15 protein-coding genes, 1 riboswitch and 1 other annotated feature are annotated in these 15,403 nt (G+C 43.2%); of the genes, 4 read left to right on the forward strand and 11 right to left on the reverse strand.

Annotated features, from left to right (window positions below; genetic code table 11):
• Positions 1-4: 4 nt before the first annotated feature.
• On the reverse strand, positions 5-901 hold the full coding sequence (gene hisG / locus VME0621_RS13600; RefSeq protein WP_006074105.1) for an ATP phosphoribosyltransferase: 897 nt from the start codon (positions 899-901) through the stop codon (positions 5-7).
• Between the two features lie 40 nt (positions 902-941).
• Positions 942-1,077, reverse strand: a sequence feature (His leader region).
• A 227-nt stretch (positions 1,078-1,304) separates the two neighbouring features.
• Positions 1,305-2,906, reverse strand: coding sequence for a Na+/H+ antiporter NhaC family protein (locus tag VME0621_RS13605; protein WP_038230062.1), 1,602 nt, complete (start codon positions 2,904-2,906; stop codon positions 1,305-1,307).
• 113 nt (positions 2,907-3,019) lie between these two features.
• Positions 3,020-3,203, reverse strand: a riboswitch (Lysine riboswitch).
• Positions 3,204-3,745: 542 nt separating this feature from the next.
• Between VME0621_RS13605 and VME0621_RS13610 the strand changes: the two genes are divergently transcribed.
• A complete protein-coding gene (locus VME0621_RS13610) occupies positions 3,746-4,153 on the forward strand; it encodes an H-NS family histone-like protein (protein WP_038230058.1) in 408 nt (135 codons plus the stop codon).
• Positions 4,154-4,206: 53 nt separating this feature from the next.
• Here VME0621_RS13610 and VME0621_RS13615 read toward each other — a convergent pair whose 3' ends face one another.
• Positions 4,207-5,511, reverse strand: coding sequence for an inosine/guanosine kinase (locus VME0621_RS13615; RefSeq protein ID WP_038230056.1), 1,305 nt, complete (start codon positions 5,509-5,511; stop codon positions 4,207-4,209).
• Positions 5,512-5,752: 241 nt separating this feature from the next.
• Between VME0621_RS13615 and mnmA the strand changes: the two genes are divergently transcribed.
• The 3 genes from mnmA to purB all read left to right on the forward strand — a co-directional run bounded on the left by mnmA (position 5,753) and on the right by purB (position 9,025).
• Positions 5,753-6,862, forward strand: coding sequence for a tRNA 2-thiouridine(34) synthase MnmA (gene mnmA, locus VME0621_RS13620; protein ID WP_062460315.1), 1,110 nt, complete (start codon positions 5,753-5,755; stop codon positions 6,860-6,862).
• A gap of 32 nt (positions 6,863-6,894) precedes the next feature.
• Positions 6,895-7,512, forward strand: a complete 618-nt coding sequence (gene hflD / locus VME0621_RS13625) for a high frequency lysogenization protein HflD (protein WP_006074097.1) — start codon at positions 6,895-6,897, stop codon at positions 7,510-7,512.
• Between the two features lie 142 nt (positions 7,513-7,654).
• On the forward strand, positions 7,655-9,025 hold the full coding sequence (gene purB, locus VME0621_RS13630) for an adenylosuccinate lyase (RefSeq protein WP_062460317.1): 1,371 nt from the start codon (positions 7,655-7,657) through the stop codon (positions 9,023-9,025).
• Positions 9,026-9,123: 98 nt separating this feature from the next.
• Here purB and VME0621_RS13635 read toward each other — a convergent pair whose 3' ends face one another.
• The 8 genes from VME0621_RS13635 to VME0621_RS13670 are packed head-to-tail and all read right to left on the reverse strand — an operon-like array spanning position 9,124 to position 15,281.
• Positions 9,124-9,648, reverse strand: a complete 525-nt coding sequence (locus VME0621_RS13635; RefSeq protein ID WP_038230053.1) for a DUF3833 domain-containing protein — start codon at positions 9,646-9,648, stop codon at positions 9,124-9,126.
• A complete protein-coding gene (locus VME0621_RS13640; protein WP_062460318.1) occupies positions 9,645-10,202 on the reverse strand; it encodes a chalcone isomerase family protein in 558 nt (185 codons plus the stop codon). The genes VME0621_RS13635 and VME0621_RS13640 overlap by 4 nt, the downstream gene beginning before the upstream one ends.
• On the reverse strand, positions 10,192-10,707 hold the full coding sequence (locus VME0621_RS13645; RefSeq protein ID WP_062460320.1) for a DUF2878 domain-containing protein: 516 nt from the start codon (positions 10,705-10,707) through the stop codon (positions 10,192-10,194). Before VME0621_RS13645 ends, VME0621_RS13640 begins: the two co-directional genes overlap by 11 nt.
• A gap of 35 nt (positions 10,708-10,742) precedes the next feature.
• Positions 10,743-11,999 carry an SAM-dependent methyltransferase gene (locus VME0621_RS13650; protein ID WP_031494848.1) on the reverse strand — a complete coding sequence of 419 codons (1,257 nt, stop codon included), beginning with the start codon at positions 11,997-11,999 and terminating at the stop codon, positions 10,743-10,745.
• Positions 12,000-12,011: 12 nt separating this feature from the next.
• Positions 12,012-12,809 (reverse strand): DUF1365 domain-containing protein, encoded by a 798-nt coding sequence (locus tag VME0621_RS13655; protein ID WP_062460321.1) that lies wholly within the window; start codon positions 12,807-12,809, stop codon positions 12,012-12,014.
• Positions 12,809-14,101, reverse strand: a complete 1,293-nt coding sequence (locus VME0621_RS13660) for an NAD(P)/FAD-dependent oxidoreductase (protein WP_062460323.1) — start codon at positions 14,099-14,101, stop codon at positions 12,809-12,811. The genes VME0621_RS13655 and VME0621_RS13660 overlap by 1 nt, the downstream gene beginning before the upstream one ends.
• A gap of 20 nt (positions 14,102-14,121) precedes the next feature.
• Entirely contained in the window at positions 14,122-14,862 is a 741-nt protein-coding gene (locus VME0621_RS13665) for an SDR family NAD(P)-dependent oxidoreductase (RefSeq protein WP_062460324.1), read from the reverse strand.
• Positions 14,862-15,281 carry a nuclear transport factor 2 family protein gene (locus VME0621_RS13670; protein WP_062460325.1) on the reverse strand — a complete coding sequence of 140 codons (420 nt, stop codon included), beginning with the start codon at positions 15,279-15,281 and terminating at the stop codon, positions 14,862-14,864. Before VME0621_RS13670 ends, VME0621_RS13665 begins: the two co-directional genes overlap by 1 nt.
• Between the last annotated feature and the right edge of the window lie 122 nt (positions 15,282-15,403).

Consider the following 15,403-nt stretch of genomic DNA (forward strand, 5'->3'; position numbering starts at 1 on the left):
GGCCTTACCCCATCATTTTCTCAATCGGAAGCACAAGAATAGAACTCGCTCCAAGTTCTTTCAGCTGTTCCATAGTTTCCCAGAACAAGTTCTCTGTACTAACTAGGTGAACCGCCACACGCTCTTTATCTGAAGAGAGAGGTAATACTGTCGGATCTTCTGCACCCGGCAAAAGCGCTTTGATTTGCTCAAGTTTTGCGACTGGTGCGTGCAGCATGATGTATTTGGACTCTTTCGCTTGCTGAACGCCTTGCATGCGCGTTAGTAGCTTCTCGATAAGCGCCTCTTTATCAGCATCAAACTCGCCTTTACGCTGGATCAGTGTCGCTTTCGAACGGAAGATCACCTCTGCTTCTTTTAATCCATTCGCTTCCAGAGTCGCACCAGTAGAAACAAGGTCGGCAATAGCATCAGCTAGACCAGCTCGCGGTGCAACCTCGACCGATCCTGTCAGCATACAAGTACTGAAATCTACACCTTGCTCATCCATATAAGCTTTCAGTAATTGCGGGTAAGTGGTCGCAATTCGTTTGCCTGCTAGATCTTGTGGACCGTTGTACGTTTCATCTTTGTCGATGGCAATAGATAGACGGCAACCACCGAAATCAAGACGACGAAGCGTTACAAACTCATTGGGTTCACCAAGTGCTTTGCGGTCTAAACGAACTTCTTCTAGCTCGTTCTCACCAATAAAGCCAAGATCGACGACACCATCCATGATCAAACCAGGGATATCGTCATCACGAACCAACAGTAGATCAATTGGCATATTTAACGAGTGAACAACAAGACGCTCACCCATTACGTTGAACTTAACTCCGCATTTTTTTAGTAGGTCTTGGCTTTCTCTGCTAAGACGACCTTTCTTTTGTATTGCGATTCTTAGGCGTTGTGTTTGCATTGCTGTATCCCTGTGCAAGATATTGATTTTAAATTATAAAACGAAAAAACCCTCGGGAGCTTTGGTCTCCCGAGGGTTTAATTCTTTAATCTTAAATCGAACCTCCGAGAGTTTTACCTATCTCTCGGGTATGCGTTCATCTCCCGAAAGATTAAGCTGGGTGATGATGGTGATGATGAATGTTCATATCAAAATTTAGCATACTTATGTTTAGGTCCTTTGTGTCTGTACCTTCACACTAACGAAGCTCATTATGATTTTCAACCACTATTTTGCAGATCAGCGCTTTTTTTTTTCGTACTCGCCAACAAGTATGATTTGTTATTACGAATATCGGCAGAAGTAAGCCAAAAGACATAAAAAAAGGAGCCTTGGTAGGCTCCTTGATATTAAAGCAATTTATTTACGCATTCGCTTCTTTAGCCATTCTTGCTTTAGATAAAGCAGAAAGAATGAAACAGACAAGTACAAACGTCACTGTTGCAGCACCGAATGAAAGTGCTACCGACGTTGTCATACCCAATGTGATAAAACCAACACAAGAAACAAATGCCACTGACAATGCATATGGCAGCTGCGTAGACACATGGTCAATATGGTTACAGCGTGCACCTGTCGATGACAAGATGGTCGTATCTGAGATTGGTGAACAGTGATCACCAAATACTGAACCCGCTAGTACCGCACCAAGCATTGGAAGCATCATTGCGATATCCGTTGCACCCGCCATATCACCTGCGATTGGTAACATAATTCCGAATGTGCCCCATGATGTACCGGTCGAAAATGCCATAAGACCAGAAAGCATGAACAGAATAACTGGTAGCCAATGGACATCAATATTACCCTGCACTGTTGACGATAGGTAAGCGCCTGTTTTCATGTCGCCAATGACAGAACCGATAGACCATGCAAAGAACAGAATCAAGATTGCGCCAAACATCGACTTAGCACCAATCCACATAGTTGTTGCAATATCAGCCGCAGAAAGCTTCTGTTTTACGACGGTATAGACCGCTGTTAATAAACCAGCAGAGCCACCGTAAATTAAAGAAGTACCAACATCCGTATTCTCAAATGCACCAAGAACATTAAATGCAACGCCATCTGCAGCCAGAGCTTGACCACCAGTAAAGATCATCGCAGCTACCATCGCTCCAATAAGGACAACAATAGGTAGAATCAGATCTGAAACTGAACCAAAGTCGCTTTCTTTAATATCCAACTCTTCATTCAGCTCATGAGCTTCAGCAGAATCGTTCTCTTTATCTTTATCAAAACCAAGACCTTGTTTTGCACGAAGCTCATGCTTACGCATTGGGCCCACATCTAATTGGAACCAAGCTACAGCGAACACCATTAACAGCGCAAATACTGCGTAAAAGTTCATTGGGATTAGGCGAACATACGCACCAATCGCTGAGTATTCAGTAATACCATGTGAGATAAGAATACCGCTAACGATAGTCATAATGTATGCACCCCAGCTCGAAGCTGGCATAAGCACACACATAGGAGCAGCCGTTGAATCTAAGATATAAGCAAGCTTAGCGCGCGATACGTAAAAGCGGTCAGTAACAGGACGAGAAATCGCGCCAACTGCTAAGCTATTGAAGTAATCATCAACAAAAATGAACACACCAAGGAATGCAGCAAGTAGCTTGGAGCCACGTTTGCTTTTGACGCGTGCTTGTGCCCACTCAGCAAACGCTTTGGTACCACCTGACAACGTTAATAACGCCGTCATCATACCAAGTAGCAATAGGAAGCCAACGATACTCATATTCCAGGTGTTTAGACCACCATCTTCAATAACAACGCCAGATACTGTGTCATAGACATAGCCTGCAGCATTCATTACCGAGTAATCGTTAAGTAGAAAAGCGCCTAATACAATACCTACACCTAGGGAAAGCAAAACGCGACGTGTGATAATCGCCAAACTCAAAGCTACGATCGGCGGTAGCAGTGATAATGGTGACGAAGCAAAATCGATTAAATTCATGATCTTCAAAAACCAGTTTTAATTATGGTTAGAGATCTACTGCAGACATGCGTATCTATAAGTTCATACGCAAACGTTGAACTAAGCGAAAGGGAAGTGAACACTTCACCCAACCCTACAGTAGCGCTCCATAGTTTAACAATATAATAGACTATGGCAGTGTTGTTCGTTTCGGATACAACCCCAGCGAGAGCGCTTGATAATCAACTCTCACTTCGGCGACAGCGCCTTTTGTTGTCGTTCATTGGCATCACCCCAACGACAAGGACTTTTCGCAGTCGCGCCTCTACATCAAAAGAAAAATCATTCACTATTATGCGCTAGCATGTTGAAAGAATGTTCTTACTTTTGCATTAGGTGGACGTCATTGTACTTACCGAAGCATCAATTGCAACATGAATGTTGCTATCACCTTGTAAACAGTGTTGCAGCTTAGTTATAGCGCAAGGTTCAAATCGACCATTAACTACTCAGAGATAAACATTTTTTGAACGACCATCACCGACAACTTAATTTTATAGAAGTTCATTTATATCGATCTCAATCAATTCCTTAATACTTACAAATAAACTATAAGTCTGGCTAAGCATACTTAGTACAATATGCAACAAAATCCACTCAAAGTCCGTCTTTTGTGTAGTTCATACCAAGATTCAGTAATTATTAATGTTCCAATTTCATGCGCTATATACGCCACTATGTATTTCTATCGTCGTCTATTATCAGGTTTTTGTAAGAATTATTATATTTCTTCTCTTATCCACTAAGAAAATATTGTCAATTCAATATTTGCTGTTTATTATTAATCCGAACCAAATAATAATCTCATGGGAACTGTCATGTCTGAATTAACCAAAACTCTACTAAATATTCGTAGCCTACGTGCATTTGCTCGTGAGCTAACTATAGAACAACTAGAAGAAGCACTAGAAAAGCTGACTACTGTTGTTGGTGAAAGACAAGAAGCGGAAGCAGAAGAAAGAGCAGCGAAAGAAGCACGCGAAGCTAAATTAAGCGAGTACGCTCAAATGATTGCTCAAGACGGTATTGACGTTGAAGATCTTATCGCTGCACTATCTGGTGAATCTAAAGGTAAAGCGAAGAGTAAACGTGCTCCTCGTCCAGCAAAATACAAATATGTAGACGCTAGTGGCGCTGAAAAGACTTGGACTGGTCAAGGTCGTACGCCTTCTGCAATCCAAACTGCTCTAGATGCAGGTAAATCTCTAGAAGAATTCGAAATCTAATATCTTTAAGTAATATTAGATTTATAAAAAAAGCGCCTTTCGGCGCTTTTTTATTATCGTTCCCAATATGCCTCTTCAAGGCTATCTTCTTTCTCTGGTAGACCACGAGAAAGACGTGGAGAATGTTGAACCAGCACTTCATAGCTTGCTCGATTTGAGTATTTACATACTTGTGAGAAAGAAGAGTAAGTAAGGTATGGGTGTTGGTGCTTACTTGAATTTGGCACATTTTCTTTGTGGTATTTATTCGCTGCCATATCATGCAGTAATGCAGATAAAGCTGCGTCGCCCGCACCATTGGTATTCTTGATTTTTTCTGGCCCACCCATATAAGGAGCAATATGTGAATAAACTTTTGTAGGATTTTCACATGCAGACTTTATAGCAGGTCGGCTAAATTCATATCGGTTAAATTCAGCAATACACCCTGGTAATAATGGTAACGAAGTTTCTCTTTTGGCAGCATCCTCTGTATAACCAGCCATAAATAAACCGATTGGTCCAGCAGTACATAAAACAAGATCAACCCAATCAAGTGCTTTATCCGCAGCAGCCAATGGATCTTTTTCACCTGTTAATGCTTCAGCTTCATCCTCATTCATAGCAACAACCGAAACATGCTGTTTCAAAAAGTCTTGCCAATATTCCGGATCATCTTGAATAACGAAGCGAGTTCCCAACGTTAATACCACAGGTACGTCGTATTTCTTCGCATATTCTATTGCCTGCATGGTTGCTTCCGGCATTGGGTCACCATCTTTGCAACGAACTAAATAGGCTGTTAATACCAACGCCGAGGCTTTCTTAAAAATTTTCTCAGGAATACTCTCAGCACGAAGTTGGTTCATTTGACCTTCGCTAATTGCAAAAGTTCGCTCGCCGTCTTCAGTAATTAACGTAAAACAACGTCCAATTGCACCATCGACGCCTTGTAAATAGTTTAAGTCCATACGGCTAGAAGTATTACATAGATATCGATAGCCATAACTACCGATTCGGATATCAGCACTCATTACACCTAACAATACCGATTTGTCATCTGCCAACACGGAAAAGTTATGTAATGTATTCCCTATTGTGCCCCCAGCAAATTCATTGGTAATTAGCTCTTGCTGTTTCAGTTCGTTATACAGATTTTCAGCTGCTTGGTCATCAATAACCAGAGAGTGCCCTTTGCTCAGCCCAAATTTCTCAATAACACTACTATCCACTCGCGCTTCTATATCAACTAGTGTTTGGTCAATACCGATAATATGGGTTCTCGACATTTTTTTACTAGTTTGAGATTGGCTGACTAATGGGTCACGAGCGTGAACCGGAAAGTAATGCTTCGATTTTCTTTGGCCGGGGAATTTCATAAGGATATCTTCGTAACAGGAATGTAAGGGCGACAATTCTAACTCTGTATAGTTTACCTCGGCAACATAGGCAACCTTAGCAAACGTTTACGCTACAATTTTTTTTATCACTGACCTTGTTTTTCACTCTATTTGTACACACATTCATGCTCTTAGAAAGTGTGATTTAGTTCGCGGATCTGTATTGCGCCTTCGGTTTCTGCTAGAATCTGCGTCCAATTGATATAGGTGGTATTTTAACATGTCTGATAACAGCCAAAAGAAAGTGATTGTCGGTATGTCCGGCGGTGTAGACTCCTCTGTTTCTGCCTACCTTCTGAAACAGCAAGGCTACCAAGTAGAAGGCCTGTTCATGAAGAACTGGGAAGAAGATGATAACGAGGAATATTGTACTGCAGCGGAAGATTTAGCCGACGCACAAGCGGTCTGTGATAAGTTAGGTATCCACCTACATACGATCAACTTTGCAGCAGAATACTGGGATAATGTATTCGAGTATTTCTTAGCAGAATACAAAGCAGGTCGTACACCAAACCCAGATATTCTTTGTAACAAAGAAATCAAATTCAAAGCATTTTTAGAATTTGCAGACGAAGTTCTCGACGCAGACTATATCGCAATGGGTCACTACGTTAGCCGTACCTTCCCTGAAAACGGTGAAAAACCACAAATGCTTCGTGGTTTGGACAGCAACAAAGACCAGAGTTATTTCCTCTATACATTAAGTCACGACCAGGTAGGTCGTAGCTTATTCCCTGTAGGCGAGTTAGAGAAACCAGAAGTACGTCGCATTGCTGAAGAACAAGGCTTAATTACCGCGAAGAAAAAGGACTCGACAGGTATTTGTTTTATTGGTGAGCGCAAATTTACAGACTTCTTGTCTCGCTATTTGCCAGCACAACCGGGTAAAATTGAAACACCGGAAGGTAAAGTCATTGGTGAACACCAAGGTCTGATGTACCACACATTAGGTCAACGTAAAGGGTTACATATTGGGGGCCAAAAAGGTGGCGGCGGTAACGAAGATCCATGGTATGTTGCTGAAAAAGATCTTGAACGTAATGTATTGATTGCGGTTCAAGGTGCTGATCATCCGTTACTTAAATCAAACGGACTGCGTGCATCTCAACTTCATTGGGTGAGTCGCGAAGCGATTAAAGAACCAATGCAATGCACAGTGAAAACGCGCTACCGTCAACAAGATATCCCTTGTACGATTATCCCAATTGACGATGGCAACATTAAGGTTATCTTTGATGAACCACAAGTAGCTGTCACTCCGGGACAGTCTGCTGTCTTCTATAGCGACAATGTTTGCTTGGGCGGCGGCATCATCGAAGAGCGTATCTAACATTTATTCGTTTATTATCTTAGGAGAGCTACGTGGCTAATACACTTTATGACCGTACAATAGCATTTGCAGGAATTTGCCAAGCCGTTGCCCTTGTTCAACGAGTTGCTAAAGACGGTTACTGTGATTCAGACGCGTTCGAAACTTCTATCAAAGCCATTACCAATATGAACCCATCCAGTACTTTAGATGTATTTGGTGTTGAATCCGACCTTAAAGTTGGACTTGAATGTTTGGTAAAAGGCATTGATAGCACACCAAGCGGAAGTGAGATTACTCGTTACATCATCAGCTTAATGGCACTAGAGCGTAAGCTAAATGGGCGTAATGATGCCATGTCTCAACTTGGTGACCGATTACAAATGGTCAGTCGTCAACTTGAGCACTATGAGCTTCTTGACGAGCAGATGATCAGTAATTTAGCTAGCGTGTATTTAGATGTCATTAGTCCGATTGGCCCTAGAATTCAAGTCACAGGCACACCGGCAGTACTTCAACAAACTGGCACCCAACAAAAGGTGCGCGCGCTTCTGTTGTCAGGTATCCGCAGCGCAGTGCTTTGGCGACAGGTAGGTGGCAAACGACGTCACCTCGTGTTCGGTCGTAAGAAAATGATCGAACAAGCTCAGATTCTACTCGCTAGAATGTAATCATCGACTCGCGACCTTGTCGCGAGTTATTTTTTCCTACCAAAATAAATTTAGCGCAAACGTTTGCGCAATATTCGTGACAAATGCCGCAGTTATTGGTATAAAGCTCACGAAATTTAGAAACCCAATTCAGGAGAACATCATGGAACTGTCAGCATTGACTGCTGTTTCACCAGTAGACGGCCGTTACGGTAGTAAGACAACTGCACTTCGCAGCATCTTTAGTGAGTTTGGCCTACTAAAGTACCGCTCTATCGTTGAAATTCGTTGGTTGCAAAAACTTGCAGCAACGGATGCGATCAAAGAAGTTCCAGCATTCAGTGCCGAAGCTAACCAGTTTCTTGATGAGCTAGCCGCTAACTTTAGCGAAGAAGATGCGGCGCGTATTAAAGAGATCGAGCGTACTACTAACCACGATGTAAAAGCGGTTGAGTACTTCCTAAAAGAGAAAGTCGCTGGCGTTCCTGAACTGCACGCAGTAAACGAGTTCATCCACTTTGCATGTACTTCTGAAGATATCAACAACACGTCTCATGCTCTTATGCTTAAAGAAGCACGCGATACTGTGGTTCTTCCTGAGATCCGCAATATCATCGATGCGATCAGCAAACTAGCTGAAGAGTACCGTGACATTCCTTTGCTTTCACGTACCCACGGCCAACCTGCCTCACCTACTACTATGGGTAAAGAGATGGCAAACGTTGCTTACCGTATGGAGCGTCAATACAAGCAAATCGAAGCTGTAGAAATCTTAGGTAAGATCAATGGTGCAGTGGGTAACTACAACGCACACCTATCTGCTTACCCTGAGTTGGATTGGCACAAATTTAGTGAAGAGTTCATTACTGAATCTCTAGGTGTGACTTGGAACCCTTACACGACTCAGATTGAACCACACGATTACATTGCAGAGTTGTTTGACGCTATCGCTCGTTTCAATACTATCCTAATTGACTTCGACCGTGACGTATGGGGTTACATCGCTCTTGGTCACTTCAAGCAAAAAACTGTTGCTGGTGAAATCGGCTCTTCAACTATGCCTCACAAAGTTAACCCGATCGACTTTGAAAACTCGGAAGGTAACCTAGGCCTAGCCAATGCAGTGTTCGCTCACCTAGCACAGAAACTACCAGTTTCTCGCTGGCAACGTGACCTTACTGACTCAACGGTACTTCGTAACCTAGGTGTTGGTTGTGGTTACGCGATTATCGCTTATACGTCGACATTAAAAGGCATCAGCAAACTTGAAGTTAACCGTGAAGCACTTCTTGCTGAGCTAGACAAAAACTGGGAAGTACTTGCAGAGCCAGTACAAACCGTTATGCGTCGTTACGGTATTGAAAAGCCTTATGAGAAACTTAAAGAGTTAACTCGTGGTAAACGTGTAGATGGCGAAGCAATGCGCAGCTTCATCGATGGCCTGGAATTGCCAGAAGAAGAGAAAGCACGCTTGAAGTTAATGACGCCAGCTAACTACATCGGTCAAGCAATCGAGCTCACCGATAAGCTATAATCATTAATCAGTACATAAACTCAAAAAGGCTGCTTATATTGCAGCCTTTTTTGTGGATATCATCAACGATAAATGTTCTGGGCCAACTCTATCAAATGCTACTGTTTTTGAAAAAACAGTGTGATCTTTCCTACCTCGATACCAAACTTGCGGATACTCGTTAGGTTAAATACGTGTTTATCATCTTGTCGATACAACCAATCATCGAAAGCCACAGTGTAGGTTGAGCCATCAACCTTGAGTTCGAAGTCGTACTGCCATTGCAAAGCGTTGCCTTCTTCCTTACCGGTTGCCGCACCAATGATGTCATCAGCTACCCCACGATAAGAGCCATCTTGGAGCTTCTCAATGGTCCAAATCCTTTGGTCTATTTCTCCGTCATCAAAAACAAAGTCTTCAACGAGGACAAGCTTGTTGTCCTGCACTGTGCCGATAATAGTGACGTCAAAGCGTCGGTTCTGTTTGTTGGTGTAGTCTTGAACCATTCCCCAAGCTTTTGTCTCTCCTTCAAAGTACCCGAACAAGTCAAATCTGGGTTCACTGTTTTTATAATCAGACAGGTCTGCACTGCACGCACCTAAAATGAGTACGAGAGGCAGTATAAGCCAACGAAATAACGTCATCTCTTCATCCCTATAAGTTGGGCTCTGAGTTTCGGATACTGGCTATTTGGAGCTAGCCAAATACCAAGGAAGGCGTCGTTTAACGACTCATCATCAATGGAGCCAACCAGTTGGAGCGGCTTCTGATTCGTAAGATAATAGAACTTACCCGATGATCCATCACTGACATAAATGAGCTGCTGTCCATTTGAGACACTTGGAAAAATATCGTATAACTTGGCAATCCATTGATTTCTTGTCGCTTTATCAACACCCATTTTTCGCCATTGGTCTAGCGTCGCATCTAAAAGTTGTTGTCTACTGATGTCTCTTTGATACTGAATTCTTAATGCTATGGGATGAGGAGAAATGTCCTCTGACACTTCGTAAATGCCTTGAGGTGCGAGCAATTGGGAACGATAAACGTCAAAAAACAACCAACTGAGTTGCGCCTCCCCTACGACTTGCCACTGGCCCCACGCTTGATAACTGGCTGGGGAATCCTTTGAGGCGACTGCGTTGTGAGAGCTCAGTAACAAGCTCAGCACTGCCGCCAAAATCATCTTATGTTTCATGAGTCCAACTTCTCTCGTTTGGTCTTGGATATCGCACGATTAAGTAAACGATTAAGACCCATTCAATAAAAAGGAGTCCGAGAGTGACCAGCAACGAGTACTGCGTGGTTACAGCTCCAAGCTTAAAACCCGCCAAGTAACTAATCGCACCACCGAATCCACCAATTATTGATACGAGGAGAATTGGGTAAGACGTCAAAAAAGTTTTCAAATAAAACGCATACCAAGAGAAAATTAACCAAAGCGCCATAAGCCATACTGGCAAAACGTGAGTGTCGAACACAAGTAGACTAGCGAACATGTTCAGACTATCAATTACTAAGCCAGCGACAACCAACAGCGACAGTTGCATCAACCGAAGGTTTAACATTCGATACGAAACCAAAATGGTGACAATACTCAATATCAGCGCTAGCCACTGAAACCTTGTTTGACCAATGACTGACAGTAACCAGATCACCTGAAACCAACTACTGATAATGAGAAGTTTCCACCCTGGCGACATATTGTGACCTCCCCTATTTAGCCTCAAACGTTTTATTAACGACCACGCTGGAATGTAATATGAACGGTACTGATACTTTTTGCCCTAAACCCACCTTCGCAATAACAAAAATAGTAGCGCCACATACGAATAAATCGCTCGTCGTAACCCAAGGCTCTAACTCTCTCTAATGATGCTTCAAACCTTAGACGCCAATCCACCAATGTCTTTGCGTAATCCAAACCAATATCAAACAGATCTCTCACGATGAGATCCGTGTGCTTGGTACTATTAGTGGTGAGGGCTGTGATGGAAGGCAAGAAGCCCCCTGGGAAAATGTACTTCTGAATAAAATCGACATTATCGGCATAGTAATCGTATCGCTGGTCAGCAATAGTAATAGCCTGAATCGCCATCAAACCTTGAGGTTTCAGTAAAGACTGACACTTTTGCAGATAGGAAACTAAGTATTGCTTACCAACTGCTTCGATCATTTCGATGGAAACAAGCTTATCGAATTCTCCCTCGAGTAAGCGATAGTCTTGCTTCAAGAGAGTAATCTTATCTTCGAGTCCTGCTTTTTCGACCTGCTGTTTTGCATAATCAAACTGCTCATCAGAGATAGTGGTTGTGGTGACGTGACATCCATAGTTTTTGGCCATATAAATCGCCATACCGCCCCACCCTGTGCCTATTTCTATTACGTGATCTTCCGGTACCAATTGCAATTGTTGACAAAGCCGCTCCATTTTATTGAGTTGGGCTTGCTCTAGCGTGTCTGTCGGACTTACATAAATGCCCGAAGAGTAGAGCATTCTCTCATCGAGAAATGTCTCATAAAGACTGTTACCCAAATCATAATGAGCCTGAATATTCTCTTTTGATTTAGTAACCGTATTACGGTTCACCCAGTGTCCAAGTTTATACATCACTTTCGTGAGTAGACTTGATTGATCTTCAATAGAATCAAGAGCGGCGAGGTTGACTGCCATCAACTCCATTAACGCGGACAAATCAGGGCTATCCCACCAATCATCCATGTACGCTTCACCCGCAGCAATACTGCCTCCTTGGATTAGTCGACGGTAAAACTCTGGGTGTTTCACTTCGATAATCGCTGTCGGTTCCCCATCTTTGGGTTTACCAAAGCGTTCACCAACATGTTTGCCGACGCTTCCTTCTTCTTGAAAGCTCTCTATGATGGTTAAACAACCTATCTCTAGTTTGTATAAACATTTGAATGCAATACTTTTCGCGGTTTTTTGTAAACCAGTTAGGGCTCTAGGCGCCTCTATTGAGGTCGTATTTAACATATTGAATTCTCCCTAATTCTTTGAGTTCGTATGCTGCGAAAATTCGTCAGAAGGAGCTGGATGAGCCGAAGCCTTCTTGGGTTTAGAATGGTCATAGATAGGTGTTCCTTTAAGCCATAGCTTTAAGGCGTGCCAATAAATCCCAACCACGACTTTCACCGTCATAATTGGGGTTGTGACCAGTTGTCCGATTAAATTCTTCGAGGTAAACTCACGCCCTTTCATTGATAAAGTGGCATCAAATACTTTTTCTGACTTGTGACACGCTAAGTATACAAACAGGCGCTGCCCGAGCGGCTTTAGACGCCACTGATACTGCTGATCCAGAGGATTAAACGGCGAGACGTGGAAGGCCTTGTCATGGCGCCAGTTTTGATGGTCTACGCCTTTGTCAGCCTCTATAGCGTAATAATGTCTTTCATTCCAAGGGGTGTTACTTACTTCTGCCAACAGATAACGCCAGTTACACTCTTCATCATAAAGGTAATAGAAGTTGACCGGACTGAAATACAGACCTAGGTATCTCAGATGGCAAACCGCAACCACTCTACCCTCGATTCTTTTACCAGTGAGCGCTTCAACTTTATCCTGCACCGCCAACTTCAAATCGCCTTCACCTAGGTAGTCTTCTCGACGAAATCGAGCCCAATGCCACCAACGTTCCCCAAAACCCCAAACTTTTTGCTGCAAGGAATCGAGCTCATCTAAATCGATAGCAGGCATAAATAATGGATAATCTAAATGGTGCTTGGTAGGCGTATAACGGCGATGCGCTACGTGCCCAACCATAAGTTGGCTGTTGGAAACCATCACGCAGCTCCTCGTACGAAGCCGGAATCATCGTCAACACTGGCTAAAATACCTTCAACAATATCTAACGCACTCCTCACTCCATCTTCATGGAATCCGTTATACCAGTAGGCTCCGCAGAACCACGTGTTATTTTGACCCCACAGTTTTTCTCTATGTTGCTGTGCCTCGATACTTTGGGTCGAGAACACCGGGTGGCTATAGTTGAAGGTCCTGAGTATTTTAGAGCGGTCAATCACGTTAGATGAATTGAGCGACACGCAAAATGTCGTATCAGATTCAATATGCTGAAGAATATTCATGTCATAGGTCAATGTCGGCAATCGAGATTGTTCATCTTCCGAGCCATCTAACGCATAGTTCCACGACGCCCATGCAGACTTTCTCATTGGAAGTAGACTTTCATCGCAATGTAACACTACTTCATTTGATTGATACTCCATGGCACCAAGAATCGATAATTCGGATTGTGTCGGCTCAGCAAGCATCGCTAATGCTTGGTCGCTATGACAAGCAAAAATCACTCTGTCAAAACGCTCTGAGTTGCCATTAGACGTTACTGTTACACCAGCGGAATCGCGAGATACCGAGGTGACAGGAGAGTTCAGCCGAATTTGATCTGCAAAGCCCTGCGTCAGCGGACCGATATAACTGCGTGACCCACCTTCAATCACATACCACTGCGGTCTATTAACCACATCAAGCAAACCATGATTTAGGAAAAAGCGCAGGAAGAAGCCAAGCGGGAATGCTCGCATATCGGCCAGAGTCGAAGACCAAATTGCTGCGCCCATTGGTAGAATGTAGTTTTGAGTGAAATAATCAGAGAAACGATGGTGACTTAAAAAGTCACCTAGCGTTTGAGTTGCTAGCAGGGATGTGTCTGACTCCGCAGACGATTTAGCAAGCTTATTAAATCTCAAAATTTCAAAGATAAAGCGGTAAAAGGTTGGATTGAGTAGATTGCGTTTTTGGGCGAACAAAGTTGATAGCGTGTGGCCGTTGTACTCTAAGCCCGTGGCCGCGTTCTTTACACTAAAACTCATTTGTGTAGGAACGCCCTTTACTCCAACCTCTTCCATCATGCTCATGAAATTGGGATAAGTTCTATCGTTATAAACGATAAATCCAGTATCGATGGCATAGGACTTTCCCTGTACCTCAACATCCACTGTGGCAGTATGACCACCAATATAATCATTGGCCTCAAACAGAGTTACATCGTGATGCTTGTGTAAATAGTAACCACACGTTAAGCCTGAAATTCCTGTACCGATAATTGCTATTTTCATAGAAGAATGTCCTATACCTATCACGATTGATTTAGTAAGCGTGTTACTAATTTAGTTTGTAAGCCATAAGGCATGATACCGACGAGGCGAAGAATCCATGTGAAGCGCTTGGGGAAATAGATGTAAGCAGACCGTTTGTCTATTCCCGTTTGAATCGCATTTGAAGCTTCTTCTACCGATACCATCATCGGCATATCAAAATCGTTTTTATCAGTAAGTGGGGTTTTCACAAATCCAGGGAAAACGCAGCTGATGGCAACCCCTTTGTTTTTCCAATCGAGCTGAAGAGTGCGCACCAAATAGGTAATAGCGGCTTTCGAGGCACCGTAAGCTTCAGCGCGAGGCAGAGCCAACTCACCCGCTATTGAACTGACGACCACAACATGATGCCCCGATTTCAATCTTGTCTGCATTTGTTCCAATACATTGACCGTCCCCATCACATTGACTGCCATCACTCGCTCTATCAACGCTGCGTCGATCAGCCCTTCATCGATGTATTCGCAATCACCAGCATTGACTATCCACAGCGTTGGATGTTGTTCAATCTTGCTAAATGCTTGCGCTACCGCCTCCCTATCTGTTACGTCAAACGACAGTGGGACAATGTTCTCCCTACCCGCTTGCAACGACTGAAGTTTCTCCTTTGAGCGTCCACAGGCGTAAACGAGATAACCTTGTTCAGCGTAATCATTAGCCAGCTGCCATCCAATGCCCGATGACGCGCCGGTAATGAATACGGATTGATGCGAGTGCGCCATTACTTACCCAACCTCTGTTTGATGTTCTTAATCACAAAACCGAGCAACGGTATGTTTTCGTACAGCATTTCCCCTAGGTCGAAGTAATCTCGATGATAGATGACTCGATCGCCACTAAACCTGATATGACTAACTCCATTTACGTTTACGGCTTCCCCACCATTAAGCTTGGGGTGCTGTAGTTGCATGGTCCAAGTAAGAAAACCTGAGTCTTCCACCTGTTGATGATGGCGAATGTCAAAATCACATTTGATGACGTTGGTATACAAAGAGTCAAAGTAAGCGGAAAGCTGAACCCACCCCTCTAAGCGATGAGCTGAGTCCTCAAACACCACATCCTTGTGATAAATCTGTTCAAGAAGATGTAGGTTGTTCTTGTTTAGCTTCTGATACACCTCGCTAACCATTTCTATATTCATAACAACCCTTAATTCGTTTTTTCAAAAGTCTCTAAAGTACAAGCTAGTACAGCCTGAAAGTTATACAAGATTTGGAAAGTACAACTTTTTGTATAAGTGTTACGGTGGGGAGGTTTGAAAGG

The organism is Vibrio mediterranei, assembly GCF_900088415.1.
GTDB lineage: Bacteria > Pseudomonadota > Gammaproteobacteria > Enterobacterales > Vibrionaceae > Vibrio > Vibrio mediterranei.